Source organism: Streptomyces sp. NPDC051104, from assembly GCF_040682835.1.
Classification (GTDB): Bacteria; Actinomycetota; Actinomycetes; order Streptomycetales; family Streptomycetaceae; genus Streptomyces; species Streptomyces cynarae.
This window is the reverse complement of the sequence record NZ_JBFBBS010000040.1, coordinates 31704-58103: the sequence shown is the minus strand read 5'-3', so window position 1 is coordinate 58103 and position 26400 is coordinate 31704. Positions and strand designations below refer to the sequence as shown.

Below are 26400 nucleotides of genomic sequence, written 5' to 3'. Positions count from 1 at the left end.
TCAGTCCACACACCTGACGATGATCACCGGTGGCCGCACCTGTCTTCCCACCGGCCCCCCACCAGCAAGATCACATCTCCGGCTGGAGTACTAGTCAGGAGGCCCGGGGCTTCAGCCTCGGGAGGAATGGCTTCCTCGGGTCGGAGCCGCGCAGCGGCGGAGTTCGCTTCGTTGTGTCCGGACGGCGGCTTGTCCTGCCGTGACCGTTCCTCCTAACGTGGTTCGCGTGAAGATTGTTGCGCAGGTGAAGTTGGTGCCTGGCTCCGTTCATGACGCGGACGCCTTGGCAGCGACTCTGCGTGCCTGCAACCGGGCCGCGACCTGGGTGTCCGACACGGCGTACGCCCGGGGCCTGTTCCGCCGCAACGAGCTGCAGGAGGCGGTGTACCACGACGTCAAGGCCGCCTTCGATCTCGCCGCGCAGCCCGCTGTCCGCGTGATCAAGAAGGTGGTGGACGCCTACACAACCTTGAGGGCGAACGTCAGGGCCGGAAACCTGGGCCCGGAGGGCTCCAGACGCCGCACGCGGGCCGTGTCCAAGTCGATCTCCTTTCGCGAGGATGCGGCGCAGCCGTACGACGACCGCATCCTGACGTGGAACCTCGACGCCCGGACCGTGTCCATCTGGACTGTGGCGGGGCGGTTGAAGGGCGTCCCGTTCGTGTGCTCCCCGGCGGCGTTGAAGCTGCTGGCGTCCCGCAAGGGTGAGTCGGACCTGGTGATGCGGGATGGGATGTTCTTCCTGATCGCCACCATCGACGTCCCCGAACCCGAGGTGTTCGAGCCGGACGGGTTCCTCGGCGTGGATCTGGGCATCGTCAACATCGCCACGACATCCGACGGGCAGGTCATGTCCGGCCGTCGGGTCAATAGGTACCGCACGCGGATGCTGAAACTGCGGCGCAAGCTCCAGGCCAAGCGGACCAAGTCCGCGAAGCGGGCCCTGAAGCGCAACCGGCGCCGGGAGTCCCGCTACACCACCCAGCGCAACCACATCATCGCGAAGAAGATCGTCCATACCGCTGAACGCACCTTGCGGGGTGTCGGACTGGAAGACCTGTCCGGCATCCGGCAGAGGGCCACGGCCAGGAAACACCAGCGGTCCCGGCTGCACTCGTGGGCCTTCGCCCAGCTCGGCGCCTTCGTCGAGTACAAAGCCCGGCGGGCGGGTGTGCCCGTGGTCTACGTCGACCCGCGCAACACCTCCCGCCAGTGCTCCGAGTGCCGGCACACCTACCGAACCAACCGGGTGTCCCAGGCACGGTTCGCCTGCCGATCCTGCGGGATCGTCCTGCACGCGGACCACAACGGCTCCCGCAACATCGCCCACCGGGCCGATGCCGCGTGGCAGCGGGGCGCAGTCAAACGCCCCAGTACGGCATAGCCGTACCGGACGCAGGGGACCACGCGGCAGCCAGCCGCGCTCCACTTGCAATCACGGCCCTTCGCGGATCGGGTGACAAGCTCGGTCCCTTCAGGGCCGAGAATTTGACGCGTGGGTCAGGGCAGGCGGACCGACTGGGCGTGGCGGAAGAAGTTCGTCGGGTCGTACTTCTTCTTCACCTGCTGCAGCCGCGGGTAGTTGCCCTTGTAGTAGAGGGCGTGCCAGGGCGTCGACGACGTGTTGTACTTCGGGTCGTTCAGGTCGTTGTCCGGGTAGTTGACGTAGCAGCCGTCGGTGACGTCGTTGGGCACGGGAACACCGCCGGTGTCGGCGTAGACCTCCGCGTAGCACTGCCGGTTCCAGTCGATGTAGGCGGCGTCCTCGGCGGGGTCGTTCCACAGGGACATCCACATCATCTTGAAGAATGACTCGCGGTGCGGATAGCCGGTGGCCGACGGGGCGAGCCGGTTGACCTCACCGCCGTAGGAGCTGAGGGTGATGGAGGCGCCGGGCAGGGTGACGTCCGTGCGCGTCAGGTGCTTGTACAGCACCGCGAGCTGCCGGTCGGGGAACGCCGCGCGCATGTACGCGGACTTGTACTCCTGCCGGTAGGTCGGGTTGGTGAGGTTGGTGTTGGTGGTGCCGAGGTAGCGGGTGGCCTCCAGCCAGGGCAGCTTGCGAGGCTCGGCGTAGCTCGCCATCGGGCCGAATTCGGCGAACTGGCGGGTGACGGCGACGGTCGGCACGTCGACGCCGTCGCCGATCGCGGCGAGGTAACCGTCGAGGAGCTGACGGGCGTTGGGAACGGTCGCGTCGACCTGGGTGACCATGGCGATCTGGCCGGCGGACTTGTGGGTCAGCACGAGGAAGCTGGCCAGGGCCAGTTCGGGGGCGCCCGGGGCGCTGTGCGCGGTGAACCAGCGCGCGTAGTTCTGCGCCAGCCGGGAGAACTTCGCCTCCGTCATGGTCTCCCACGGCCAGGCCTGCGCCACCAGATACACCTCGCGGGGCGGCTTGGGCAGCAGCTTCTTCGGGTCGGTGCCGGTGGCGCCGGGCGTGCGGAACCAGTAGCGCGTGACGACACCGAAGTTACCGCCGCCGCCGCCCGCGTGGGCCCACCACAGTTCGAAGTTGGGATCGCCGGGATCGTTGGTCGCCACGACGGTGCGCACCTTGCCGTCGGCGCCGACCACGACCACCTCGACGGCGCACAGGTAGTCGATGATCAGACCGAGCTGGCGGCACAGCAGGCCCCAGCCGCCGCCGCTGACGTGGCCGCCGGCCGCCACGGAGTAGCAGATGCCGCCGGGCACGGTGACGCCGTACACCTGGTAGAGCAGGGTGTAGACGTCGAGGAGCTGGGCGCCCGTCTCGACGGCGAACGCGCGCCGCCCGGCGTCGTAGTACACCTTGTTGAGCTGGGACAGATCCAGCACCACCTGAACCTCAGGGTTGAAGACGAAGTCCTCCAAGCAGTGGCCGCCGGAGCGCACGGTCAGTCGTTTGCCGGCGGTGACGGCGGCCTGCACCACGCCCGCCACCTGGGAGACGTCGTCCACGATCTGGACGGACTCGGGGCTGCCGACGTAACGGTTGTTCATGCCGTGCACAAGCTCGCCGTACTGGGCGTCCGCCGACGTCACCGTCACGGGGGCGAAGGTGACGGTCGCGGCCTCCTGCTCCGCTGCCGCCGCCCGCCCGGCGAGCGCTCCGCCCACGGCGGCCGTGCCGCCCAGCGCCGCGGCGGTAGTGAAGAACCGCCTGCGGCCTATCCCGCTGTTGTCGCGCACTCTACGTCTCCCGTTCTCGCCATTTTCGGCGCACTGCTTCACGCGTTGACCTGCGCCGCGACAGTACGAATCAGCCATCGTGGAAAACACCCCGGATCTTGCGGTCGAATCCCTGAACGGCGGATTCCGGGATACGACCGCAAGATCGGGGGTGTCGGACGGCCCACCGGTCGCCACCATCGGAGTCCAGGCTGAATTCGCCACGGTGGAAGGAGGCGGGGCCGGTGACGGTCAGCGTCGGTGAGGTGTACGAGAACCCGCGGTGCAGGGAGCGGGTCGTGATCAGAACGCCGTCCTCGCACACGGGCGGGGCGCGCACCGTGATGGACGTGTACTCCGAGCCCGGCGGCGCCGTGTCGGGGGAGCACCTGCACCCGGTGAGCGAGGAACGCTTCACGCTGGTACGGGGCAAGGTCGCCTTCCTGATCGGCGGGCGCCAGGTGACCCTCGACAAGCCCGGGCAGAGCGTGCTCATCCAGCCCGGCATCAAGCACCGCTGGTGGAACTGCAGCGGTGAGCAGGCCTTCCACATCTGCGAGATCCGCACGAACAGCGACCGCTTCGAGCAGTTGGTGCTGCGCCAGCTCTTCGGGCTCGCGCAGGACGGCAAGACCACGCCCGAGGGCATGCCCCGGCTGCTGCAGCAGGCGGTGACCACGCTGGAGTTCGGTGACGTGGTGCGGTTCACCTCGCCCCCCTGGGCGCTGCAGCGCGCCCTGTTCACCGTGCTGGCCCCGATCGCCCGGCTGCTGGGGCACCAGGGGTGCGACCCGCGGTACATGGACCGCAAGCCGTCCGAGACCGCGGAGCTGGAGGAGCTTCCGGAGGAGGTCATGCGCTGGCACCGCTGATCCCGCGGGCCCGGTGGACATCGCCTGCAACACCTTCGGGCACGGCGGTGTTTCCCATGACGAGAGCACACCGCACCGCGCTCCTCCCCCACCTCAGGGCGGGGCCGACCATCGAGAAGGAACCTTATGGATCTGCAGCTTTCCGGCCGGGTCGCCGTCGTCACCGGCGCCTCCAAGGGCATCGGCCTGGCCATCGTCCGCACGCTCCTCGAAGAGGGCGCCAAGGTCGTGGCCACGTCCCGCAAGAGCACCCCGGAGCTGGATGCGCTGGCCGGCCCGAACCTCGTGCACGTCCCGGCCGACTTCATGGACGAGGACGCGCCGGCGCAGGTCGTGGACCGCGCCGTGGAGCGGTTCGGCGGGCTCGACATCCTGGTGAACAACGCGGGCGGCCCGCCGCCCGGCGTGACCCTGCCCCGCGGCTCGTTCCTGCACGCCTCCGACGAGGAGTGGCGTGCCATGTTCGAGTTCAACCTGTTCTCGGCCGTGCGTGCCATCCGTGCCGCCATCCCGCACCTGCAGCAGCGCGGCGGCGGCGCGATCGTGAACATCTCCTCCGGCAACGCCCGGCAGCCCTCGCCGATCAACGTCGACTACGGTGCCGCGAAGGCCGCCCTGAGCAACATCACCAAGGTGCTCTCGGGCGAGTTCGCCCCCCAGGGCATCCGCGTGAACACGGTGTCCCCCGGTGTGGTGCGCACGCCGTGGTGGACCGACGAGGGCGGCGTCGCCGACATGATCGCCTCCCAGGCCGGCACCGACAAGGACAACGTCATCAACAGCGTCGTCCCGGAGATGCTGAACCTGGCCACGGGCCGCTTCGTCGAGCCGCAGGAGGTGGCCGACGCCGTCGTGCTGCTGGCGTCGCCGCGCTCCGGCAGCACCACGGGTGCCGAGTTCGTCGTGGACGGCGGGCTCCTCAAGGAGCTCTGAGCACCACCGAGCGGGAGGGCCGGCGAAGCCCAGCCCCTCCGCCCGTGCCCGGCCGCCGCACTGCGGCCGGGCGTACGACGCACGACGGCCGTCGGCGGCGTGCGGTGACCTGATCCGCGCGGGCCGCCGACGGTACTGTGCGCGGCGGTCGCCCCCTGGGGCCACCTGCCGCCGGCCCGCCGGTGCCCCCGGAGGACCGCAGGAGTTGCGTCCACTCCCGGACCCGGCTCCGCGACGGCACCGCCGGAAGGCGACCGTGCCTTCGCCGCGTCCCGCTCGCTCCCGCGTGCCGCCGCAGCACCCGGCCTCCGCGAGCGCCCTGTCGCGGGTGCCTGCTCCGCGCCCCACCCGCCTCGCCCTTTTCCCTGTCCTGCCCGCCGTGACGTCTCGCGGCCCCAGGGCCGCCACTCGTTCGATCGCCGGGCTCGCACGCCCCTGCCGTGTCACCGCCGGCCGCCACCACGTCGTGTGGCCCTTCGCCGGGCCCGCCCGCACCAGCCCCCGCCGCCTGATCCGCGCCGATCCGAACGGCAGGCCACGGGCTGCTTCTTCCCGTCCGCCCCGCTCCGGGGCCGGCGCGGCGGCATCGATGCCAACTCCCTGGAGCCGTCATGGCCTTGGCCGCCCCTGCACGCCCACGCGACCGTGCAGCGCCCCCGCTGGACCGCCGGCTGCTCGCGCTGACCGTCCTCGCTCCACTGCTCGCCAACGCCGACTCCGGCATCGTGACGCTCGCCCTCAACGACATCCGGCGCGACCTGTCGATGTCGCTGGCCGCCGTGCAATGGGTGACCAACGTCTACGTGCTGCTGGTGGGCGGGCTCCAGCTGCTGGGCGGCCGGCTGGCGGACCTGGCAGGGTCCCGGCGTCTCTTCCTGCACGGCATGGGAGCCTTCGCCGTGGCCTCGGCCCTGTGCGGTGCCGCCCCCAGCGGACCGCTGCTCGTCACTGCCCGCGCCGGGCAGGCGCTGGCGGCGGCCGTGCTCGTGCCCGGCGCGATGTCGCTCCTGGTGACGGCGGCGGCACCGCAGCAGCGTGCCCGGGTGCTGGCGCTGTGGGCGGGCGCGGGCGGTGTCGGCTCGGTGGCCGGCGTGGTGTGCGGCGGTCTCGTTATCAGCGGCCTCGACTGGCGCTGGGCCTTCTGGCTCAACGTCCCTGTGATCGCCGTCGCCCTCATGGTGTCCCGCCGCACCCCGCTGCCCGATCCGCCCCGCACCCGCGGTGTCCGCCTCGATCTGGCCGGGGCCGCCGCGCTCACCGGCGCTCTGCTCGCGGCCGTGTACGCCCTGGTCCGGTCGGCCGCTCATGGCGTGGACCGGTACACGGCGTACGCCGTGCTCGCCGCGTCGGCGCTGGCAGTTCTCTTCGCGCACCGGCAACGCCGATGTCCCCACCCGCTGCTGCCCCCGTCCCTGCTCCGCGACCGGAACCTGGTGTGCGGTGCGGCCGGTGTCCTGCTCGTGTCGACGGCCGCCGCGCCCGTCGCCTTCCTCGGCGGCATGCGGCTGCGCGACACGTACGGGTTCGGTGCGCTAGCCGCCGGAGTCGCCCTGCTCCCGATGGTCGGGGGCATCTTCGTCGTGGGCCGGGGCTGCAGCGCGCTGCTCACCCGCTACGGTGCCCGCCTGCCGTGCGCGCTCGGCTGTCTGCTCCTGGGGGCGGCCCTGTGGACGCTGGCCGCACGCTCGCACGCCCCGGGGTACGTCTCGGGCATGCTGCCGGGGCTGGTCCTGGCCGGCGCGGGGCTTCCGTTGATCTGGATGTCGTGCGAGGTCGTGGCGCTGGCCCGGTTCAGGGGCAGCGGCGCGGGGCTGGCGTCGGGCCTGGTGCAGTGCGCGGGACAGTTCGGGACCGCGCTGGGCACGGTGCTCGCGGTGGCGGTGTGCGGCCGTGGCACCGGGGTGGCCGCTGGGGCGGGGCAGGCGTTCGGGGCGGCGGCCCTGCTGATGGGGCCAGCGCTGGTGGGCGCCCTGATCTGCCTGCCCGGCCGCCGCCCGCCCGGCCGGGTCCGCACGGCCCGCACCGCGCCGTCCGCCTGGGCACAGAACCGGGACCACCGCCCGGACCGACGGCAGCACGGGCCCGTCGGCCGCTCACAGGCCCCGGCCGACCTCGGGCCGTCCCCGTGGATGACGCGAGCGGCGCGCGAACCTGTCCGGGCTCAGCCGTGGCGTGTGCGCACCGGCGGCTGAACGATTCCGCGGCAGCCGTCAGCCGACCGCCTCGGCCGGTCCGACGACGATGCCATCGGGGGAGCGCGGAAGTGACGGAGCCGCATACGTCCTCGAAGCGCACCGCGCCGAGACGAGGTGCGCTTCGCGCCGCTCACGGTCACCTCTGTGGAGTGCTTCAGCACCGGCTCGGCGACCTGCCGGCGGCCGGGCCGAGGCCGAGAACCGTGCGCGCGGAGGGTGTGCCGAAGGGAGCACGGCGGCCCGGACCGAGCCGTCCGCGCCCGCCGTCGGCTCCCCCGCCGGGCCGTCAGACCTTCAGACCCGGACCAGCCCGTCGTCCCCCACCGGGTCACGGGGGGCGGAGACAGTGCGCTCGGCCAGCAGGTTGAGCGACTGCCTGGAGCACGAGCTCGAGGGGGGCTCCAGGCGTTGGTCCCCGGAGAGCATGCGCGTGTGCAGGCGTTGCAGCCGCGCCGACGGGTTGGTGCCGAGTTCCTCACGCAGCCGGGCCCGCAGCCGGTGGTAGGCCAGCAACGCGTCGGCCTGCCGGCCCGACCGGTACAGGGCGAGCATGAGGTGCCCGACGAGGTCCTCGTGGGTGCCGTACTGATGGACCAGCGCGGTCAGTTCGCCGAGGCTCTCATGATGCCTCCCGAGCCGCAGTTCGGCGCCCAGCCGCTGCGGAACAGCGTCGAGCCGGTCACGCTCGACGACCTCGATGGCGGCCTTGAGCAGCGGACCCGTGGGGACGTCGACGAGCATCGGCCCCGTCCACATCATCTCGGCGGCGCGCAACTGCTCGGCGGCCTCGGCGTATTCGCCGGCGTCCAGGGTGGCGCGGGCGGCCCGCACCTGCTGCTCGTAGCGATCGAGATCCAGTTCACCGGCGTTCAGCTTCAGCAGGTACCCCTGGTCGCGGGTCTGCAGCCGGCCGGGTGTGCGTCCCGGGCCGCGCCGGGCCCCGTCCAGGAAGCGGCGCAGCTGCATGACGTAGGTGTGCACCGCCGCGACCGCGCTCGACGGCGGACGGTACTCCCATATCTCCTCGACTATCTGCGCCACGGACACGACGTGGTTCGCATTGAGCGCGAGGAGCGACAGCAGTTGCCGTTGTTTCGGCGCGGTCGGGGTTCTGTGGCGGCCTTCGTCATCGCACACGTGCAGAGGGCCGAGAACGCGAAACTCCATGTGACTCCCCCATCGACGCCGGGCGGGCCCGCGGAAGATCGTCCCGCTGGAATACCCGGTCAAATGTCGCGATCAGTGCGGATTCTACCGTCGCTCAAGCCGTGCCGGCCCCGTTATGGGGACCTGTTCAGCGCTCGTTCACCACCGCCCGCGGGCCGGGACCGGTGAGCTCGCCGCCGTCTCACGCAGCCAGCCGGTGACCTGTGCCAGGAGCGCCCCGGGGTCACCGGGCTCCCGGTCGGCCCGCCAGGCGACGTGCTGGTCGGGACGGATCAGCGCCAGGTCACGTTCGTACAGTTCCCGCGCGAGCGGATCGTCGAGCGTCAGGGTCCGCAGCGGCACGCCCCGGGCACGCGCCGCCGCCTCGGTCCGTTCCGTCCGCGGCGGACGCGGGCCGAGCCGCAGCAACGTGAAGCCGGGGCCGAACCGGTCGAACAGCGAACTGCCGTCCGTGCGACGGTCGTCGAGCCACAGGTGAGGTGCACGGCCGCCCGGCACGGCACAGGGCGTGTACGCGGCGAAGGAGTCGGGCACCGGCTCGGAACCGTCCCCGGCGATGATCGGGGAACCGTCGTAGCGGGCGCCCAGCTGCACCCCGAGGGTGTCCAGGGTGCGCATTCCGTACTCGGCCAGTTCCGCTCCGGTCTTGACGCGGGCGGCCTCGCCGGATGCGGAGTCCGCTTCCAGCCAGGCGGGCCGGTCGACGGCGCCGAGTCCCTGGCCGAGGGCGCGGGCCGCCGAGGTGTTGCGCAGGGCGACGGGCCGGCGCTCGACGCCGTAGGTGTCGAGGAGATCCGGGCCCGCCCAGCCCTGCACGGCCGCCGCGAGTTTCCAGGCGAGGTTGGCAGCGTCGTCCACACCGGTGTTCATGCCGAAGCCGCCGTTGGGTGTGAAGAGGTGCGCGGCGTCACCGGCGAGGCGGATGCGACCCGTGCCGAACGACTCGGCGACGAGCGCCGCGCCCGCGGTCCAGGGCCGGTGGCTGAGCACCTCGACCGGCAGGGGCTCGCCCGCCGCCCGCTGTACGAGGCGCACCAGTTCGGCGTCGGTCGCCGTGTCCGGGTCGACGGAGCTGGTGAGCAGGAAGAACTCGTCCACGCCGTTGAGCGCGATCAGGTTCAGCGCGAGGTCGGCGTTGACGACCCAGTTGCTCCATGCGCCGCGATCGCGCAGGAAGTCCCGGTACAGCGTGGGCACGCGCAGGTGGGCGGCGGTGGAGCGGCGTCCGAGGATGTCCTGGTCAAGGGTGCCCTCTCCCTCGTAGCGGATGCCGAGGTGGCGTCGGACCAGGCTGTGGCCGCCGTCGCAGCCCGCGACGAACGCGGCCCGGAACAGGCGCCGGGCGCCGTCGCGTTCGGCCACGACGTCGACGTGCTCCGCGCTCTCGTGCAGGGCGGTGGCCGTCCAGCCGTAGCGCAGGGTGATGCGGGGCCGGGTGCGGGCGTGGTCGAGCAGGAGGCGCTCGACGTACATCTGGTTGGCCCGGTGCATCGGTTCCGGGGACGGGTCCGTGCGGTCGGCGGCCATCCGCCGGCGCAGCACCTCGCCGCTGCCCGGCCAGGGCAGCAGGGCCAGTTCGTGCGCGTTGTAGCGGGTGAAGAAGGAGATGCCGGCCGAGTGCCCGACGGGAAGACCCAGTCCGCGGATCCGCTCGGCCAGTCCCAGGGTGCGGTAGTGCTCCATCGTTCGCGCGTTGTGGGTGCTGCCGCGCGGCTGATCAGGCACGCCCGGCTGGGAGTTGACGACCACGCAGGGAACTCCCTGCCGGTCCAGCAACAGCGCGAGCATCAATCCGACCGGACCGCCGCCGATCACGGCGACCGGGGTTGTCAGCGGGTCGTCCATCCTGACGCGGCCTCCAGCCTTCGCTCGATCGAACCGGTGCGATCGTTGCAACCCGCTCTGAAGAACGAAGCGAGATCGGCGACCGGGACGGCTTTTCCATCAGCTCTTTAGCAGCCGGTTGGAGACTCCGCCACGAACCTTTATCGAACCGCTGGGGTATCACGGGCCGCGATGTCTCACCGGTGACCGAAGAATTCGGCGCATCACTGCGGAGTGTGAGGTATTCCTATGTTCCTGTTCGGCACCCACAGGTCCGTCGCGCAACGCCTGCGCCTTCATGCCGACCGGGATCTGGGGGCGGGAAATTTCTTCTGGCACGCGTGGCGCATCGCCCGCGACCGGGACCGTCCGCTGCTGTTCCACCCCGACGTGTCCTCCCCCCGCTGGGCGACGGGCGCGCCGGAGGCGATGTCCCTGGACGACGTGCGCGTCGCCGTGATCCGTTACGCCCACTGGTACCGGGGGCGGGGGGTGCGGCCCGGAGCGCACGTGGGCCTGCACACCCGTGACGGGCTGCTCGGTCTGATCCACCACATCGCCATCACGTCGCTCGGTGCCGCCGCCGTGCACTGCAACCCCAGGATGGCGCCGGCGACGGCGGCCGAGTACTTCCTGCGCACCCGGACCACGGTGCTGGTGGGTGACGGCGACCTGCTCAAGGGCCTCGCCGACGCCTGGGAGGCGGACGCGCCGGGGAAGGCCACGCCCGAGGTCGCGGACATCGCCTCGCTCGCCGTCACCGCTCCGCTGCCGCCCCGGCCGATGCCTGGTTTCCCGTACCGGCACGCCGCCGAGGACCTGATCATGATCTCACACTCGTCGGGCACCACCGGCCGGCCCAAGGCCCCCGTGTTCCACCACGGTTCGTTCTTCGCGGGCAAGCGGGAGCGGCTGTGGTCCTTTCCCTCGCTGCGCTCCGACCGGCTGCTGACGGCGCTGCCGCACAGCCACTCGGCGGGCATCAGCTACCTCAGCCTGGCGATCCTGCTCGGCATCCCGACACTGATCCTGGACGAGCCGAGCGGCGAGGCCGTGGCGCGGGCGGTCGACCTGTTCCACCCCACCACCGTGCTGGCCTTCCCGCTCACCCTGGCCGAGATACCCACCGAGAAGATCAGCCCGGAGGCCGCACGGCACCTCCACACCTGGCACGGCATGGGTGACGCGTCTCACGAGCGGCACATCCGACCGCTGATCGCGCTGGGCCGGCGCACCGAGGACGGCAAGGTGCTGAACGGCTCCCGCTACCTCGACGGACTCGGGTCGTCGGAGATGGGCATGGTGCTGTTCAAGCAGGCGTACACGCCCGAGACGACCCGGTACGCGCGCCACATCGGTTCGCCCGCCAAGGTGGTGCGCAAGGCGGCCGTGCTCGACGAGCAGGGCCGTGAACTGCCCGACGGCCAGGCCGGCCGGCTCGGTGTGCAGACGCCCAGCATCACCGCCGGCTACCTGGACGAGCCCGACCTGACCGCGGAGGCGACGGTCAACGGGTACTTCCTCACCGGTGACATCATGCGCCGCGACAGCGATGGCACCTGGTACCACCTGGACCGCACCCCCGATGTGATCCACACCGTCGGCGGCCCCGTGTACAGCCTTCCCGTCGAGGAGGTCGTCCTGCTCGCGACGCAGGCGCTGGACACGGCGGTCGTGGCGGTCGACGATCCCCACTCCCCCGGGCACTCCCGTCCCCTGGCGGTCGTCCTGTTCGCCGACGGCGAGGAGCACGACGCGGCCCGGCTGCTCGCCTCGTGCAACGCGGCCCTGGCCCACGAGGGCCTGGCACCGCTCGGCGGGCTGCTGCTGGCCGCCGACCGCTCCGAACTCCCCGTGGGGGTGACGGGCAAGGTCCTCAAGCGCCTGCTGCGCGAACGTCTGCGCACCGTCCTGTCCCGCACCGGCGACCCCGCGCTCGCCGTGTCCTCCTCCGTACGGAAGGTCTGATCATGCCCGGTACCGAGACGACGGCGGCACGTCAGGTGGTCGATCTGATCACCGGCACCTGGCGGGCCCAGGCCCTGCACGCGGCGGCCGCGCTGTCCCTGCCCGACCACATCGCCGCCGGACACCGCACCGTACAGGCGCTGGCCGAACACACCGGCGCCAGCGAGGACGGCCTCGCGCGGCTGCTGCGGCTGCTCGCCGCGCTCGGCGTGTTCAGCGGCGACGAGGAGGGCGGCTACGGGCTCACCGACGTCGGCGCGCTCCTCGTCGCCGACAACGAGCAGTCCATGCGCGACATGGTGCTGCTGTACGGGGAGGAGTTCCACCGCGCCTGGGGTGCGGTGGTCCCCGCGATCCGCACGGGGACCTCGGGCTTCCAGCACGCCTTCGGCACCTCGCTGCACGCCTATCTGCGCGACGTGCCCGACGCCGGGCCGCGGTTCCTGCGCGCCATGAACGCCGGCAACGTGTTCTTCCCCGAGGCCGCCGCGGCCTTCGACTTCACGCGGGCGCACACCGTGGTCGACGTGGCGGGCGGCAGCGGCCTGCTGCTGTCGGCCGTGCTCCAGGCCCACCCACACCTGACGGGGGCCGTCTTCGACCTGCCGCACATGCTGCCGGTGGCCGAGCGGCACCTGAGCGCCACCGTCGACGCCCACCGCTACGAGACCGTCGCGGGCGACGTCTTCGACAAGGTCCCCGCGGGCCATGACGTGTACCTGTTGTCCCGGGTGCTCCAGGACTGGGACGACGAACGATGCGTGACGCTCCTCGCCAACATCCGCGAGGCCATGGCGGACACGGGACGGCTGCTGGTGCTGGAGAGGGTCGTCGCCACCGACGGCTCGGCGCCCGTGCTACCGCTGCTGTGGGACCTGCACCTGCTGATGGCCGCGGGCGGCCGCGAGCGCTCCCTCGACGGGTACCGCTCCGTCCTGGGCGCCGCGGGCCTGCGCCTGGAGAGCGTGCACTCCCTCGCCCTCGAGACGAGTCTGCTGATCGCCGCACCGGTATGAGGCAGTCCCCGTCTCCCGGCTCTCCCTCGACACCCATGGAGTACCCCTATGCCCAGCGGTGACCTCGACCTGTGCCTCGTCGGTGCGGGACCGCGCGGTCTGTCGGTCCTGGAGCGGCTGTGTGCCAACGAACGCTCGGCGCCCGCTCACCGGGCGGTCACCGTGCACGTCGTCGACCCCTACCGTCCTGGAGCCGGACGAGTGTGGCGTACCGGACAGCCTCGTGTGCTGCTGATGAACACCGTGGCCTCACAGGTGACCGTGTTCACCGATGCCAGCGTGGAGATGGACGGCCCGGTCGAGCCGGGCCCCAGCCTGTACGAGTGGGCGCGCACGCTCGGCGACGGGCCCCGCGAGGCGCCGCTGTACGACGAGGCCGTGCTCGCCGAGGCGCGCCGTCTCGGCCCGGACGACTACCCGACCCGCGCCTTCTACGGCCGCTATCTGGAGGACGTCTTCGCCCGGGTGGTGTCCCACGCCCTTCCGCACGTGCGGGTGCGGGTGCACCAGGCCCGGGCCGTGGCCCTGCGGGAACGGCCCGAGGACGGTGCGCAGCAGGTCGTCCTGTCCGACGGGGAGGTCCTCGACGGCCTCGATGCGGTCGTGCTCTCCCAGGGACACGTGCCGACCTCCGTCTCCCCGTCCCAGCGCCTGTTCTCGCAACGCGCGCGGGCCCACGGGCTGCTGCACGTGCTGCCGGCCAACCCGGCGGACCTGGACCTGTCGGACGTGCGGTCCGGTGAGACCGTGCTGCTGCGCGGGCTGGGCCTGAACTTCTTCGACCACATGGCCCTGCTCACCGTGGGGCGCGGCGGCCGCTTCGACCGCGTCGGCGGACATCTCGTCTACCGCCCTTCCGGCCGCGAGCCGCGGATCGTCGCGGGCTCGCGGCGCGGCATCCCGTACCACGCCCGCGGCGCCAATGAGAAGGGCGCGCACGGCCGTCACGAGCCGCGCGTGCTGACCGAGGAGGTGGTGGCGGCGCTGCGGGAGCGCGCGGTGGACGGTGAGCGTGTGTACTTCGGCACCGACCTGTGGCCGCTGATCGCCCGGGAGGTGGAGAGCGTCTTCTACGGGGCGCTGCTGAGCGCCCGGGGCCGGGAGGCCGAACGGGAGGAGTTCGTGGAGCGGTTCGTCTCGCTGCCCGAGGGCGCCGTCCACACCGAGAGGCTGCTCGACACGTACCGCATCCCGCACGGTGAGCGGTGGGACTGGGAGCGGATCTTCCGTCCGCACGGTGACGGGGAGTTCGCCGACCGGGCGGAGTTCCGCCGCTGGATGCTGGAGCATCTGCGCTCCGACGTGCGCGAGGCCCGGGCGGGCAACGTGAGCGGGCCTCTCAAGGCGGCGCTGGACGTGCTGCGCGACCTGCGCAACGAGGTGCGGCTCGCCCTCGACCACGGCGGGCTGGACGGCACCTCCTACCGGGACGAGGTGGAGAGCTGGTACACCCCGCTGAACGCCTTCCTGTCGATCGGGCCGCCCTCGTCACGCGTCGAGGAGCTGATCGCGTTGCTCGAGGCGGGCGTCCTGGACCTGATCGGTCCGGGCATGCGGGTGCGCATCGACGGCACGGCGGGAGTGTTCCTCGCCGAGTCGGACGGCGTGGGGGGTGCCCCGGTGCACGCCCGGGTGCTGGTGGAGGCGCGCCTGCCGGAGCCCGACCTGCGCCGGACCGCCGATCCGCTGCTGCGCGGGCTGCTGTCCAGCGGGCAGTGCCGTCCGTTCCGCATTCCCAGTGCGTGCGGCACGAGTTACGAGACGGGCGGGCTCGAGGTCACCGAGCGCCCGTACCACCTGGTCGACGCCTACGGCCGCAGCCATCCGCGGCGCTTCGCGTACGGGGTGCCGACGGAGGCGGTGCACTGGGTGACCGCGGCCGGCATCAGGCCCGGCGTGAACTCGGTGACGCTGGGCGACTCCGACGCCATCGCGCGGGCGGTCCTAGCCCTCGACCCCGCCGCCGCGGACGCCTCCGCGGGCCGGACGCTGACGGAGGCACCCGCATGACGGGCAATCCAGCGGGACTGGACTCCGGGCTGCTCTCCCCGGTGCGGGCGGGCACCCCGGTGGAGCGGGCGGTCGGTGACGAGGCCTGGCTCCAGGCGATGCTGGACGCGGAAGCGGCGCTGGCACGCGCCCAGGCCGCGCTCGGCACCCTGCCGGCGTGGGCCGCCGCGGCGATCACCCGGGCCGCCCGCGCCGAGCGGATCGACCTGCGCCGGCTCGCCGTCGCCTCCCGGGAGAGCGCCAACCCGGTGGTGGGCCTGGTCCGCGCCTTCACTGCGGTCGTCGCCGAGGAGAACCCGGAGGCGGCGGACTACGTGCACCGTGGTTCGACCAGTCAGGACATCTTCGACACCGGCGCCATGCTGGTCTGCGACCGGGCGCTGCGCCTGGTTCACGCCGACCTGCTGCGCACCGCGGCGGCACTGGACGGGCTGGCGCAGCGGCATCGGGACACCCTGATGGCGGGGCGGACGCTGACCCTGCACGCCGTTCCGATCACCTTCGGGCTGAAGGCGGCTGGCTGGGGGCTGCTGGTGCGCGAGGCGGCCGACCGCGTGGGCCGGCTGCTCGACGGCCGGCTGCCCGTCTCGCTCGGCGGTGCGGCGGGCACCCTGGCCGGCTATCTGGAGTACTCGGCGGTGGACGGCGCCCCGGCCGCGGACGCGGCGGCGCTGTCGAAGGCGTTCGCGGCGGAGACCGGGCTGGCCGAGGCCCCGTTGCCCTGGCACGCGTTGCGCTCCCCCGTCGCGGACGCGGCCGCGGCCCTGGCCTTCGTGACCGGGGCGCTGGGAAAGATCGCCGTGGACGTGCAGTCGATGGGGCGGACCGAGGTCGGTGAGGTGGCCGAGCCGCCCGTGGCCGGGCGCGGCGCCTCCTCGGCCATGCCGCACAAACGCAATCCGGTGCTGACCACCCTGATCCGCTCGGCCGCGCTCCAGGTGCCGGCGCTGGCGGGCGCGCTGATGCAGTGCCTGGTCACCGAGGATGAACGCTCGGGCGGTGTCTGGCACGCCGAATGGCTCTTGCTGCGGGAGTGTCTGCGGCTGGCGGGCGGCGCTTCGCACACCGCCGTCGAGCTGTGCGAGGGGCTGGTCGTCCACGAGGAGCGGATGCGTGCCAACGCGGCCGCGACCGGCGCCCTGATGTCGTCCGAGCGGATCGTCGCGGCGCTGGCGCCCGCGTTCGGCAAGGCCACGGCGAAGCGGCTGCTGTCCGAGTCGGCCGACACCGCCGCGCGCACCGGACGGCCACTGGCCGACGTCCTGTCCGAACACCCGCTTGTCGGGCCCTCCCTGGGCTCCGTGGAACTGGCGGGTCTGCTCGATCCCGCCACGTACACGGGCGCGGCCGCCTCCCTGGTGGACCACGCCCTGGAACGTCACCGCACGCCCTGATCCACGCCCCGTCGTCCCGACCTTCAGGAGTTCTCATGTCTGCTCGGCTCTTCACCTCGGAATCGGTCACCGAAGGCCATCCCGACAAGATCGCCGACCGTATCAGCGACACGATCCTCGACGCCCTCCTCGCCCAGGACCCCGCGGCCCGCGTCGCGGTGGAGACCCTGATCACCACCGGTCAGGTCCATGTCGCGGGTGAGGTCACCACCAGCGCGTACGCCGACATCCCCGCCCTCGTGCGGGAAGCCGTCCTGGAGATCGGCTACGACTCCTCCGCCAAGGGTTTCGACGGCGCCTCCTGCGGGGTGTCCGTCTCCATCGGGGCGCAGTCCCCGGACATCGCGCAGGGCGTCGACACCGCCTACGAGCAGCGGGTGGACGGCTCTGCGCCGGCGGAGGAGGACCGGCTGGCCCTGCAGGGCGCCGGCGACCAGGGTCTGATGTTCGGGTACGCCTGCGACGAGACGCCCAGCCTGATGCCGCTGCCCATCCACCTGGCCCACCGGTTGTCGCGGCGGCTGTCGGAGGTGCGGCGCGACGGGACGGTGCCCTACCTGCGCCCGGACGGCAAGACCCAGGTCACCGTCGAGTACCTGGGCAACAAGCCCAAGCGCCTGGACACCGTCGTCGTCTCCTCGCAGCACGCCAATGACATCGACCTGGACGCCCTGCTCACCCCCGACGTGCGCGAACACGTCGTCGAGCACGTCCTGGACGAACTGGCCCAGGAAGGCCTCAAGTTGGAGACGGAGGACTACCGGCTGCTGGTCAACCCGACCGGCCGCTTCGAGATCGGCGGCCCGATGGGCGACGCCGGCCTGACCGGCCGCAAGATCATCATCGACACCTACGGCGGCATGGCCCGCCACGGCGGCGGCGCGTTCTCCGGCAAGGACCCGTCCAAGGTGGACCGTTCGGCGGCGTACGCGATGCGCTGGGTCGCCAAGAACGTCGTCGCCGCGGGACTGGCCTCCCGCTGCGAGGTGCAGGTCGCCTACGCCATCGGCAAGGCCGAACCCGTCGGTCTCTTCGTCGAGACCTTCGGTACCGCCACCGTCCCGCAGGCCGCCATCGAGAAGGCCGTGAAGGAGGTCTTCGACCTGCGCCCGGCCGCGATCATCCGCGACCTGGACCTGCTGCGCCCCATCTACGCCCGGACCGCCGCTTACGGGCACTTCGGCCGTGAACTGCCCGACTTCACGTGGGAGCGGACCGACCGCGTCGACGCGCTGCGCCGGGCCGCCCGGCGGTAACCGTCCGGCCGAACGCGGCCCCGGACCCCCGTGGTCCGGGGCCGCGTCGTCGCCTCCTGACGGGCCTGGCTGCCTAGGGGTTGATCACATGCGTATAGCCGTGAGCGGTGCCATCTCGACCGACCAGGTGCTGACCGTCACGGGCCGGCTCGCCGACGGGGCGGCGATGGGCCGCGGCGTGGCCGCGGTGCGGGCCGAGACCCTGCGGGTGCGCCGCGGCGGAGCGGGCGCCAACATCGCCGTGGGACTGGGCCGTCTCGCCCTGCGCCCGCTCCTGGCCGGGGCGGTCGGCAAGGACTTCGCCGACTACGGCCGCTCCCTGCTGTCGTACGGCGTCGATCTCGAACTCGTGCGCGTCAGCGAGGTCCTGGACACGGCGCGGGCGGTGGAGATCAGGGACGCGGAGGACGGCCGGCTCAGGCTGTCGTACGACGGCGCGCAGACGGAGTCCCGGCACATCACCCTGCTGCCGGCCGCACGCCGCATCGGCGGGCTGGGTCTGGTGGTGGTGGCGGCGGGGGACGTCGAGGCGATGGTGCGGCACACCGAGGAGTGCAGACGACTCAACATCCCTTTCGCCGCCGACCCCGGCGACCGGCTGTTCCGCCTCACCGGCCGGCAGGCACGCCGACTCGTCGACGGGGCCCGTTACGCGTTCACGGACGAGTTCGACGTGCCGCTGCTGTGCGAACTCACCGGGTGGAGCGAGACGGAACTGCTCGGCCGGGTGGGCACCTGGGTCGTCACATGCGGGCTGCGCGGGGTGGCGATCGCGCGGCGCGGGCGGCCCGCGGCCAGTGTGGAGGGGGTGCGCGCGGCGCAGGAAGGCGATCCGTCGGGGACCGCCGAGGCGTTCCGCGCCGGCTTTCTGGCGGGTGCCGTCTGGGGCTGGGGCGCCGAGCGCGCGGCGCAGCTCGGGTGCGCCCTGGCGGCGGCCGCTCTCGAGTCGCCCGACGCCCAGGGTTACCCGCTGGCCCGGGACCGGCTGGCGGCCCGCCTGCGGTGCGCCTACGGCCCGGACGCGGCGGATCAGATATCCGCCAGATTACCGTCCTGAGCGGCGACGGAAAAAAGAACCGGCCGACTGACCGAATTAATTATCAGTCATCATTCCGTTTGACGTCCAAAACGTTACCTGCCTATCCTCGAGGCGAAAAAATAGGATGCCTGTTTGAAGCATTACGACACCACGGGGATAGGGATTCCTTATGAAGTCGGGCGTTCTCGGCCCCCTCTTACTGTCCGATTCCGACGTGAATCTGGTGCCGAGCGCACCGAAGCCGCGCCAGCTCCTCGCATTCCTGATCCTGAACGCACCGCGAATGGTGCGGGCCAGCGACTGCATCACCGAGCTGTGGGGATCGACTCCCCCGAAGAGCGCGATGTCCACGCTCCAGACCTACGTGCTCCACATACGGCAGGCGCTGCGCGGCCCCCGCGACGACCACAGCCGCCTGCTGCTGACCAGGAACCAGGGCTACCAGCTGGACCTGGAGACGACCGACTTCGACCGGAGCCGGTTCACGGACCTGACGCGGCGCGGGCGCCTGTCCGCCGCCGCCGGGGACCACCACACCGCGTCGGAGATGTTCGCCCTGGCCCTCGCCCAGTGGCGCGGGACCGCCCTGGCGGACGTCCGCACCGGCCCCCTCAGCTCACCGCACCTGGCGGAGCTGGCGGAGACCCGGCAGGGGGTCCTGGAACAGCGCATCGAGGCCGATCTGGCCCTCGGCAAGCACCGGGAGCTGGTCGACGAGCTGAGCGACCTGACCGCGCGCCACCCCACCCACGAGAATGTGCACGCTCAGCTGATGGTGGCGCTGTACCGCTCCGGCGACCGCAAACGCGCCGGGGACGTCTTCCACGGCCTGCGCCAGGCGCTGGGTGACACCCTGGGGATCGAGCCCGTCCCCCGGATGCGGCGCCTGTACCAGGCGGTCCTGGCCGGCAGCTCGGCACTGGACGCCCCGGTCGTCCGCCCATGACCTGTTCCCGTCCCTCCCGGACGACCGCTTCCCGACGCCGGCGGACGACGACGTCCCGACGTCTGCAACCCCCTGGCCCTGGACGGTGTTTCTCTCAGTGATGGACGACAAGGCCGAGCAGCTGACCGATCTCCTGGCGGCGCACCTCGAATCCGGCTTCACGGAGCTGGTCCGGGTGCACGCCGGGGCGGTGCACGCGTTCCTGTACCGGGTCTCCGGCTCGTTCGCCGAGGCGGACGACCTGGGCCAGGACACGTTTCTGCGCGCCTACACGGCCCTGCAGGAATACAGCCCCGCACGGCGCCGTGAGCTGCGTCCCCGGGCTTGGCTGATGACCATCGCAGCGAACGTGTGGCGCAATCACGTCCGCACCCGCACACGGCGTCCGGCCACGGCCGGACTGCCCGTGGAGGAGACCACGGACGTCTGGCCCGACCACAGCCCGGGCCCGGAGGAACGCGCGGCGGCCGCGGAGGACCGCTCCCGCCTGGTCACAGCGCTGTCGGCCTTACCCGAGCACCATCGCATACCGGTCGTGCTTCACCATGTGATCGGGATGAGCTACACAGAGGTGGCCGAGGTACAGGGCTGCGCGGTGGGCACCGCGAAGGCGCAGGTCTCGCGTGGGCTGGCCGGCCTGCGACGACTGCTCGAACCGGAGCCGACGGCCCTGAAGGAGGTGACGATGTGAACAAAAGCAACGGCGACGCGGCCATGCGGCGTCTGCCGGATCTCGCAACCGGGGCACCGGAGGACTTCGTGCTGCGCGTGCTGCGCCGTGCGGGCATCTCCGAGGAGCGCTACGACACGTACGTGCGCCTCGACACGGCCGCGGGCGGTCTGTTCGTGGCCTCCGGCCCACGCGCCGTAACCGGCGCCTGCCTGGACTCGGCGGGCCTGACCCCGTCCGGCTTCGAGGAACTGCACCGCGCGCGCACCGGCCGCTCGGCGATCCCCGGGGGCCGTCCGCTCCCCGGGCTCATCCCCGCACTGCGCACCGGCCGGGCCCGCCGGCTGGCGATCGACCTGTCCGGGCTGCCCGCACAGCAGCGCGCGGTCCTGGAGGCCGTGCGGAACATCCCCGCGGGGCAGCTCCGGCCGCTGAGCTGGATCGCCCGCGAGGCCGGCCCGGAGGCCCCGCCCTCCGTCTCCGGGATCCTGCGCGCGCTGGCGGCCAACCCCGTCGCCGTGCTCATACCGTGCCACCGGGTCACGCACGACAACGGATCGCCGTGCGACGCCGCGTACCTGCCGAAGGCGGGTGAGGCCCTGCGCCGGGCCGAACACATCGACATGCGCCGGGTGGCGGAGCTGTCCCGGGCCGGCGCGGTGTTCCTCGGCAGCGACACCACCTTCATCTACTGCCACCCCACCTGCGCTCATGCCCGCCGCATCACCCCCGGGCACCGGGTGCACTTCCGCACCGCGCAGGACGCCCGCGAGGCGGGTTACCGGGCCTGCAAGAGCTGCCGGCCCCTCACCGTCTGACCCGGCGCACCACAGAGAGGTCCCCATGCCCACCCCACCCACCGCCGCACTCGCCTCGCACCGCACCCCGCTGGGTCCGCTGACCCTCGCGGCCACCGACGACGCGCTGGTGCTGTGCGCCTTCGACGACCGGGAGCAGGCGGTGAACCGGATCACCCGCGGTGGCCTCACCGCCGTGGAGGCCGACGCCGCCACCCCGGACCAGCTCCGCATTCTGCGGGAGGCGGCCCGCGAGCTCGACGCCTACCTCGAAGGCCGCAGCCGCGCGTTCACCGTACGGCTGGACCTGCGCCTGGCCACGCCGTTCAGCCGCACCACCGTGGAGCGGCTGGACGGGATACTGCCGTACGGGATGACGGGCACCTACGCCGAGCTGGCCGCCGCGCTCGGACGGCCGCGGGCCGCGCGGGCCGTGGGCACCGCGCTCGGCGCGAACCCGCTGTGCGTGGTGCTGCCCTGCCACCGGGTGGTCGGCTCGGGCGGCCGGCTGACCGGCTACGCGGGCGGTGTCGCGGCCAAGCAGTTCCTGCTCGACCTGGAGTCCGACCGCACGGCCGCGCCCTCCCTCTGAACGGGCGGGCGCCGGAGCACATCCCCCGCCTCCGGCGCCCGTCTTCGACCACGACCGCGGAGCACATCCTGACCAGCTACGACACCCCTCACCTGCCGGGCATGGAACACGGTCGCATCCCCACCGCGCCCGACGCCGGCACCGGCGACACCCTCGACCTGCCCGCCGTGGACGCGCTGGACTGGACGTCGCTGGGCGCGGAGCTGGACGCCGAGGGCGTCGCCGTCACCCCGCCCCTGCTGTCGCCGGAGGCCTGCGGCGAGATCCGCGCGCTCTTCGACCGGGACGATGTGTTCCGGAGCACCGTCGACATGAACCGCCACCGCTTCGGAAGCGGCCGCTACCGCTACTTCGCCGCGCCGTTGCCGCCGGTGGTGTCCGCGCTGCGCACGCGGCTGTACCCGCCGCTGGCCCGGATCGCCAACCAGTGGGTGGAACGCCTGGACCGGCCCCGTTTCCCGCAGAACCACGCCGAGCTGACGGCGGCGTGCGCCGCGGCCGGACAGCTCCGGCCCACGCCCCTGCTGCTGCGCTACGGCCCGGGCGACTACAACTGCCTGCACCAGGACGTCTACGGCGAGCTGACGTTCCCGCTGCAGGTGGCGGTGATGCTGGACCGTCCCGATGTCGACTTCACCGGTGGGGAGAGCGTCTTCATCGAGCAGCGTCCGCGCGCCCAGTCCCGTCCGGTGGTGAAGCGGCCCGGCCAGGGGCAGGGGCTGATCTTCACGGTGCACGACCGGCCGGTGCGGTCGGCGCGGGGCTGGAGCCGCTACATGCTGCGCCACGGGGTGAGCGCGGTGCACGACGGCCGGCGGCACGTCCTCGGTGTGATCTTCCACGACGCGCCGTGACGTCGGCGCCGTGGCCGGTGCCCGGAGGGGGGACCGGCCACGGTGTCATGCGGGCTGCCGCGCGTACCAGTCCCGGCACGCGGCGAACTGCTCTTCGAACACGGGCCCGGGCCGCTGCCCGGACCGCTCCCACAGCTTGCGCGCGTCGTACCAGTGGTCCTGGGTGACCAGGGCGTACTGATGGTCGGTGAGCGCGGGCATCACCCGGGCGATGCGGGCGCGGTGTTCGGCCGGGGAGATGTCGCCGGGCGGCAGCGGCAGCCCGAGGACCCGGTGCAGGGCGAGCAGCAGCCTGCCGAACGGCAGCGGACGCGGATCGGCCGCGTGGTAGACCGCGGGCCCCCGCGCCGCCTCGTGGTCACGGACGAGCGCCGCGACGCAGCGCGCCAGGTCTCGGAGCGAGATCAGCGAGGTGAGCGGCCTGCTGCGGGCCGGCCAGTCCGGTACGGCCGTCAGCATCCGAACCAGGCTCGGGACCACCCAGCGGTCGCCCTCGCCGTAGATCAGGTGCGGCCGCAGCACGATGCCGCCGGCGTCCAGGACGGCGGCCTCCCCGCGCAGCCTGGACGCGCTCGCCGGGGACTGGGGGCGGGGCGTGATCTCCTCTTCGCGGGCTCCGCGGTGCGGGCCGGTCCCGTACACGGAGGCGGTGCTCAGGCAGATGATGCGCGCGACCCCGGCGCGCCGGGCCTCGTCGAGCAGGGCGTGCACGCCGAAGTGGTTGACCGCCCCGCAACGGTCGGGATCGCGCCCCACGTAGGAGGCGGCGTGCACCAGCGTCGTCACTCCTTCGCACACCCCGCGCAGCGTCTGCGGACGCGTGAGATCGGCGCCGATGTGCCGCACCCCGTCGGCGTGGGACCCGACGGCTGCGCCGCGGGACGACAGGACCCTCAGGTCCGGGGCGCCGGAATCGGCGTCCGACACAAGCGCCCGCACCAGGGCGCCCCCGATGAAACCGGTGCCACCGGCCACCAGGACGGTGCCTGTCCCGTGCTCGGCGTGTGTCGTGGGTCCGGCCACGTGCCGCTCACTCCCCGACCGCGACGAGGATCGCCACCCGGCAGGTGCCGGCCTCGAAGCCGTCCTGAAGGAAGCGGACGGTGAGGGTGTGGCGTCCTCTGCCGTCGTGCTCCGGCTCGTCGGCGGACACCAGACACGGCAGGTCGAACTCCACGTAGCGCCGGAACCGCGCCTCGCACGCGACCAAGAGACCGCGGGGCGCTTGCAGGGCCAGCAGGCCCGCCTGCCGGGCCGCCTCCATGAGGACCATGCCGGGCACGTGGTCCAGCGGGTGGTCGAAGAGCACCGGGTGCTCGCCGACGATCCGCAACGGGTGGGCGCCGGCGCCGGCGCAGGCGCCGAGCACGACGTCGGACTCGCAGTCGCGGCCCACGAGCCGCGGGTCGACCGGGTCTGTCGTGGTGTGCGGCGGGCGGGCGTCGATCCGGTCGCCCCGCAGCCGCCGGTAGACGGTCTGCGAGGTGCACTTGCCCTTCAGCCATCCGCTGCCGAGCCGCTCACCGTCGCGGTGGGCGACGACGTCGTAGCCGTAGCGGCTGACCATCCCGGCGCGCCGCTGTATGTGGTTCAGGCGCATCTCGAGCACGACATGAGCGGGGCGAGCCGGACGGGACAGGCGTACCCGCTCCTCGTCGACCTCGAAGGCGGTGGACTCGGTGAGGAAGCCAGAGCCCATGGGCACGTCGAGCGCTTCGTGGGCTAACAGCAGGCAGGCCTGTCGGATCGTTTCCGCAAAGAGCATCGGGTCGTGCCAGCGGCCGTCGACCGCTCCGTAGTAGCTGTGGGCGCGGGACCACTGCGCACCGAGGCGGTGATCGTCGTGAACGCTCTCCCACCCGGTCAGCAGCACCTCGGACACTGCGGTGCGGTGGACGAGACTGCGCGGGACGGTCTGCTCGAACAGCCCGGGGTCGCGCCTCTCCCCGAAATGCGGACGGTCGGCTTGCACAAGGGAATTCATTGAGCCCCCCGAGCTCTGGAAACTGATGTGGATACACCGTCTGGCCAGTACCGATACAGCCTTGAAGACTCTGTGAGCATCCGAGACTCCGCGCCGAGAATACTAGCCGAATGGTATTCTTCAGCTAAATCGAAGAGGAAGTTTGGGCGCGCGCGGGATCACGGTGATCGACGGAGAGGTGGAATGCCGTCCTCCGCACCGCAAGGGGAGGAGAACCGACTGTGGCGACGGGAACGAGGACACGGCAGGAGCGTGCGGAGGCCACGCGGCAGGCGATCCTGGACGGCGCCGCGGCCGCGTTCGACGCGGCCGGGTTCGGCAGCACCAGCCTCAGTGACATCGCCATGCACTCAGGTGTCACCAAGGGGGCGATGTACTTCCACTTCCATTCCAAGGAGGCCCTGGCCAGGGAACTGGTGGCGGAGCAGTTCGAACTCCTCCCCGGGGCCGCCGATCCCGACGTCCGCGCCCTGCAGCGAGCCATTGACCTGACGCACAGCATGGCCCACGGCCTGCGCTCCAACACCCGGTTGCGGGCGGGCATCCGGCTCGTCATAGAGCTCGGCTCGTTCGCAGAACCCGATCCGACGCCCTACAACCAGTGGATCGACTCCGTCCGCGACCTGCTGGCGAACGCCCAGGGCGCCGGCGACCTCAAGCCCGAGGTGAACACCGGCGACCTGTCGACCTACATCGTGGGGGCGTTCGCCGGAGTGCAGATCACCTCACAGGTGCGTACCGCCCGGCAGGACCTGCACGACCGGGTCACGGACATGTGGACGTGGCTGCTGCCCGGAGTCGTCCCGGCCCGCCGCCTCGGCCGCTTCGCGCCGGCGGGGTCCGGCGGACTGCGGGCCGCGATCGGCGAGGGCACGAAGGCCGACTGAGGCACCGGCCGAGCTGCCTGCACGGGCCGGCCCGGTGACGGCACCGCACGTCACGCCGCGGGAGCCGTCACAGCCGGGAGCCGCCCGAGGCGTCGATGTACTGACCCGTGATCCACCTCGACGACTCGGAGGCCAGAAAGGCGACGACATCGGCCACGTCGGCCGGCTGCCCCAGCCGCTGGAACACCGACCACGCGGCCAGTTCCGCCGCGGCTCGACCGGTACGGCGTTTCTGCGCGTTCATGTCCGTCTCGATGAACCCGGGCCGGACGGAGTTCACCGTGATGTGGCGCGCCCCCACCTCCTTGGCCAGCGCCAGGGTGAAGGTGTCGACGGCCCCCTTGCTCATGGAGTAGACGAGGGACTCCGGGTAGGCGATGCGGGCGGCCGCCGAGGAGATGTTGACGATGCGGCCCCCGTCCGGCATCCGCAGGAGCGCCTGCTGGGCCGTGAACACCAGGGATTTGGCGTTCACCGCGAAGATGCGGTCGAACAGCTCGGGCGTCACCTCGTGGATGCGGGCGGAACCGCTGACCCCGGCGTTGTTGACGAGGACGTCCAGTCCGGGGCCCGTGCCGTGGCGTGCGGCTTCGGCATCGAACTGGGCGAACAGGCTCTCCACTCCGCCCGGCGCACCCAGGTCGGCCCGTACCGCGAACGCCCGCCCGCCGCCGCCCCGGATCGCCCCGACGGTCGCGGCGGCGGCGCTCTCGTCGTCGCGGAAGTGCACCGCCACCACGGCGCCGTCCTGCGCCAGCCGCTGCGCGATGCCCCGCCCTATCCCCCTGCTCGCACCGGTCACCAGTGCCGTCTTGCCCGCCAACGCGCGCATGCCTCTCCCCC

Annotated in this window: 22 protein-coding genes; 16 read left to right on the top strand and 6 right to left on the bottom strand. The window is 72.2% G+C overall.

The genetic code is table 11. From position 1 onward, the window contains the following. The first annotated feature begins 226 nt into the window (after positions 1–226). Positions 227–1384, top strand: coding sequence for a transposase (locus AB0N14_RS33185; RefSeq protein ID WP_366029409.1), 1158 nt, complete (start codon positions 227–229; stop codon positions 1382–1384). Positions 1385–1500: 116 nt separating this feature from the next. Here AB0N14_RS33185 and AB0N14_RS33180 read toward each other — a convergent pair whose 3' ends face one another. Then, positions 1501–3174 (bottom strand): FAD-binding oxidoreductase, encoded by a 1674-nt coding sequence (locus tag AB0N14_RS33180; RefSeq protein WP_366029408.1) that lies wholly within the window; start codon positions 3172–3174, stop codon positions 1501–1503. 224 nt (positions 3175–3398) lie between these two features. Between AB0N14_RS33180 and AB0N14_RS33175 the strand changes: the two genes are divergently transcribed. From AB0N14_RS33175 to AB0N14_RS33165, 3 genes are all read left to right on the top strand, one after another. Then, on the top strand, positions 3399–4025 hold the full coding sequence (locus tag AB0N14_RS33175) for a cupin domain-containing protein (protein ID WP_366029407.1): 627 nt from the start codon (positions 3399–3401) through the stop codon (positions 4023–4025). A gap of 126 nt (positions 4026–4151) precedes the next feature. Continuing rightward, positions 4152–4958, top strand: a complete 807-nt coding sequence (locus tag AB0N14_RS33170; protein WP_366029406.1) for an SDR family oxidoreductase — start codon at positions 4152–4154, stop codon at positions 4956–4958. 611 nt (positions 4959–5569) lie between these two features. Further along, positions 5570–7150 (top strand): MFS transporter, encoded by a 1581-nt coding sequence (locus AB0N14_RS33165; protein WP_366029405.1) that lies wholly within the window; start codon positions 5570–5572, stop codon positions 7148–7150. Positions 7151–7447: 297 nt separating this feature from the next. Here the strand turns inward: AB0N14_RS33165 and AB0N14_RS33160 are convergent, their stop codons facing one another. Both AB0N14_RS33160 and AB0N14_RS33155 read right to left on the bottom strand, forming a co-directional pair. After that, positions 7448–8320 (bottom strand): AfsR/SARP family transcriptional regulator, encoded by an 873-nt coding sequence (locus AB0N14_RS33160; RefSeq protein ID WP_366029404.1) that lies wholly within the window; start codon positions 8318–8320, stop codon positions 7448–7450. A gap of 138 nt (positions 8321–8458) precedes the next feature. Then, positions 8459–10165: an FAD-dependent monooxygenase gene (locus AB0N14_RS33155; RefSeq protein WP_366029403.1), complete on the bottom strand. Its 1707-nt coding sequence runs from the start codon at positions 10163–10165 to the stop codon at positions 8459–8461. Between the two features lie 228 nt (positions 10166–10393). On the opposite strand from AB0N14_RS33155, the gene AB0N14_RS33150 reads away from it, so the two are divergent. The 11 genes from AB0N14_RS33150 (at position 10394) to AB0N14_RS33100 (ending at position 22686) form a co-directional block, all read left to right on the top strand. Then, positions 10394–12112, top strand: coding sequence for a class I adenylate-forming enzyme family protein (locus AB0N14_RS33150; protein ID WP_366029402.1), 1719 nt, complete (start codon positions 10394–10396; stop codon positions 12110–12112). 2 nt (positions 12113–12114) lie between these two features. Continuing rightward, positions 12115–13128 (top strand): methyltransferase, encoded by a 1014-nt coding sequence (locus AB0N14_RS33145; protein ID WP_366029401.1) that lies wholly within the window; start codon positions 12115–12117, stop codon positions 13126–13128. A gap of 48 nt (positions 13129–13176) precedes the next feature. Further along, entirely contained in the window at positions 13177–15138 is a 1962-nt protein-coding gene (locus AB0N14_RS33140; protein ID WP_366029400.1) for an FAD/NAD(P)-binding protein, read from the top strand. Next, complete coding sequence (locus AB0N14_RS33135; RefSeq protein WP_366029399.1) at positions 15135–16532, top strand: lyase family protein; 1398 nt, start codon at positions 15135–15137, stop codon at positions 16530–16532. The genes AB0N14_RS33140 and AB0N14_RS33135 overlap by 4 nt, the downstream gene beginning before the upstream one ends. A gap of 35 nt (positions 16533–16567) precedes the next feature. Continuing rightward, entirely contained in the window at positions 16568–17788 is a 1221-nt protein-coding gene (gene metK, locus AB0N14_RS33130) for a methionine adenosyltransferase (RefSeq protein ID WP_366029398.1), read from the top strand. Positions 17789–17876: 88 nt separating this feature from the next. Then, entirely contained in the window at positions 17877–18845 is a 969-nt protein-coding gene (locus tag AB0N14_RS33125; RefSeq protein WP_366029397.1) for a PfkB family carbohydrate kinase, read from the top strand. A gap of 196 nt (positions 18846–19041) precedes the next feature. Further along, positions 19042–19773, top strand: a complete 732-nt coding sequence (locus tag AB0N14_RS33120; protein WP_366029396.1) for an AfsR/SARP family transcriptional regulator — start codon at positions 19042–19044, stop codon at positions 19771–19773. Positions 19774–19873: 100 nt separating this feature from the next. Beyond that, the gene (locus AB0N14_RS33115; protein ID WP_366029395.1) at positions 19874–20464 is read left to right on the top strand and encodes an RNA polymerase sigma factor; all 591 of its coding nucleotides are present in this window, start codon (positions 19874–19876) and stop codon (positions 20462–20464) included. Beyond that, a complete protein-coding gene (locus AB0N14_RS33110) occupies positions 20461–21261 on the top strand; it encodes an MGMT family protein (protein WP_366029394.1) in 801 nt (266 codons plus the stop codon). The genes AB0N14_RS33115 and AB0N14_RS33110 overlap by 4 nt, the downstream gene beginning before the upstream one ends. 25 nt (positions 21262–21286) lie before the next feature. Further along, positions 21287–21832, top strand: coding sequence for a methylated-DNA--[protein]-cysteine S-methyltransferase (locus AB0N14_RS33105; RefSeq protein WP_366029393.1), 546 nt, complete (start codon positions 21287–21289; stop codon positions 21830–21832). Positions 21833–21933: 101 nt separating this feature from the next. Continuing rightward, positions 21934–22686, top strand: a complete 753-nt coding sequence (locus AB0N14_RS33100) for a 2OG-Fe(II) oxygenase (RefSeq protein ID WP_366029392.1) — start codon at positions 21934–21936, stop codon at positions 22684–22686. Positions 22687–22731: 45 nt separating this feature from the next. Here AB0N14_RS33100 and AB0N14_RS33095 read toward each other — a convergent pair whose 3' ends face one another. Together AB0N14_RS33095 and AB0N14_RS33090 are read right to left on the bottom strand one after the other, a co-directional pair. Continuing rightward, the gene (locus AB0N14_RS33095; protein ID WP_366029391.1) at positions 22732–23709 is read right to left on the bottom strand and encodes an NAD(P)-dependent oxidoreductase; all 978 of its coding nucleotides are present in this window, start codon (positions 23707–23709) and stop codon (positions 22732–22734) included. A 7-nt stretch (positions 23710–23716) separates the two neighbouring features. Then, complete coding sequence (locus AB0N14_RS33090) at positions 23717–24670, bottom strand: ScbA/BarX family gamma-butyrolactone biosynthesis protein (protein WP_366029390.1); 954 nt, start codon at positions 24668–24670, stop codon at positions 23717–23719. Positions 24671–24891: 221 nt separating this feature from the next. Here AB0N14_RS33090 and AB0N14_RS33085 point away from each other — a divergent pair, with 221 nt between their 5' ends. Then, on the top strand, positions 24892–25557 hold the full coding sequence (locus tag AB0N14_RS33085) for a ScbR family autoregulator-binding transcription factor (RefSeq protein ID WP_366029389.1): 666 nt from the start codon (positions 24892–24894) through the stop codon (positions 25555–25557). A gap of 67 nt (positions 25558–25624) precedes the next feature. On the opposite strand, the gene AB0N14_RS33080 is transcribed toward AB0N14_RS33085, so the two are convergent. Next, entirely contained in the window at positions 25625–26389 is a 765-nt protein-coding gene (locus tag AB0N14_RS33080; protein WP_366029388.1) for an SDR family oxidoreductase, read from the bottom strand. Positions 26390–26400 lie beyond the last annotated feature (11 nt).

Bases quoted from the DNA above. Each gene is read 5' to 3' on its own strand.
- AB0N14_RS33170 (WP_366029406.1), top strand. From the start codon at position 4,152: ATGGATCTGCAGCTTTCCGGCCGGGTCGCCGTCGTCACCGGCGCCTCC.
- AB0N14_RS33165 (WP_366029405.1), top strand. From the start codon at position 5,570: ATGGCCTTGGCCGCCCCTGCACGCCCACGCGACCGTGCAGCGCCCCCG.
- AB0N14_RS33160 (WP_366029404.1), bottom strand. From the start codon at position 8,320: ATGGAGTTTCGCGTTCTCGGCCCTCTGCACGTGTGCGATGACGAAGGC.
- AB0N14_RS33155 (WP_366029403.1), bottom strand. From the start codon at position 10,165: ATGGACGACCCGCTGACAACCCCGGTCGCCGTGATCGGCGGCGGTCCG.
- AB0N14_RS33150 (WP_366029402.1), top strand. From the start codon at position 10,394: ATGTTCCTGTTCGGCACCCACAGGTCCGTCGCGCAACGCCTGCGCCTT.
- AB0N14_RS33145 (WP_366029401.1), top strand. From the start codon at position 12,115: ATGCCCGGTACCGAGACGACGGCGGCACGTCAGGTGGTCGATCTGATC.
- AB0N14_RS33140 (WP_366029400.1), top strand. From the start codon at position 13,177: ATGCCCAGCGGTGACCTCGACCTGTGCCTCGTCGGTGCGGGACCGCGC.
- AB0N14_RS33135 (WP_366029399.1), top strand. From the start codon at position 15,135: ATGACGGGCAATCCAGCGGGACTGGACTCCGGGCTGCTCTCCCCGGTG.
- metK (WP_366029398.1), top strand. From the start codon at position 16,568: ATGTCTGCTCGGCTCTTCACCTCGGAATCGGTCACCGAAGGCCATCCC.
- AB0N14_RS33125 (WP_366029397.1), top strand. From the start codon at position 17,877: ATGCGTATAGCCGTGAGCGGTGCCATCTCGACCGACCAGGTGCTGACC.
- AB0N14_RS33115 (WP_366029395.1), top strand. From the start codon at position 19,874: ATGGACGACAAGGCCGAGCAGCTGACCGATCTCCTGGCGGCGCACCTC.
- AB0N14_RS33105 (WP_366029393.1), top strand. From the start codon at position 21,287: ATGCCCACCCCACCCACCGCCGCACTCGCCTCGCACCGCACCCCGCTG.
- AB0N14_RS33100 (WP_366029392.1), top strand. From the start codon at position 21,934: ATGGAACACGGTCGCATCCCCACCGCGCCCGACGCCGGCACCGGCGAC.
- AB0N14_RS33090 (WP_366029390.1), bottom strand. From the start codon at position 24,670: ATGAATTCCCTTGTGCAAGCCGACCGTCCGCATTTCGGGGAGAGGCGC.
- AB0N14_RS33080 (WP_366029388.1), bottom strand. From the start codon at position 26,389: ATGCGCGCGTTGGCGGGCAAGACGGCACTGGTGACCGGTGCGAGCAGG.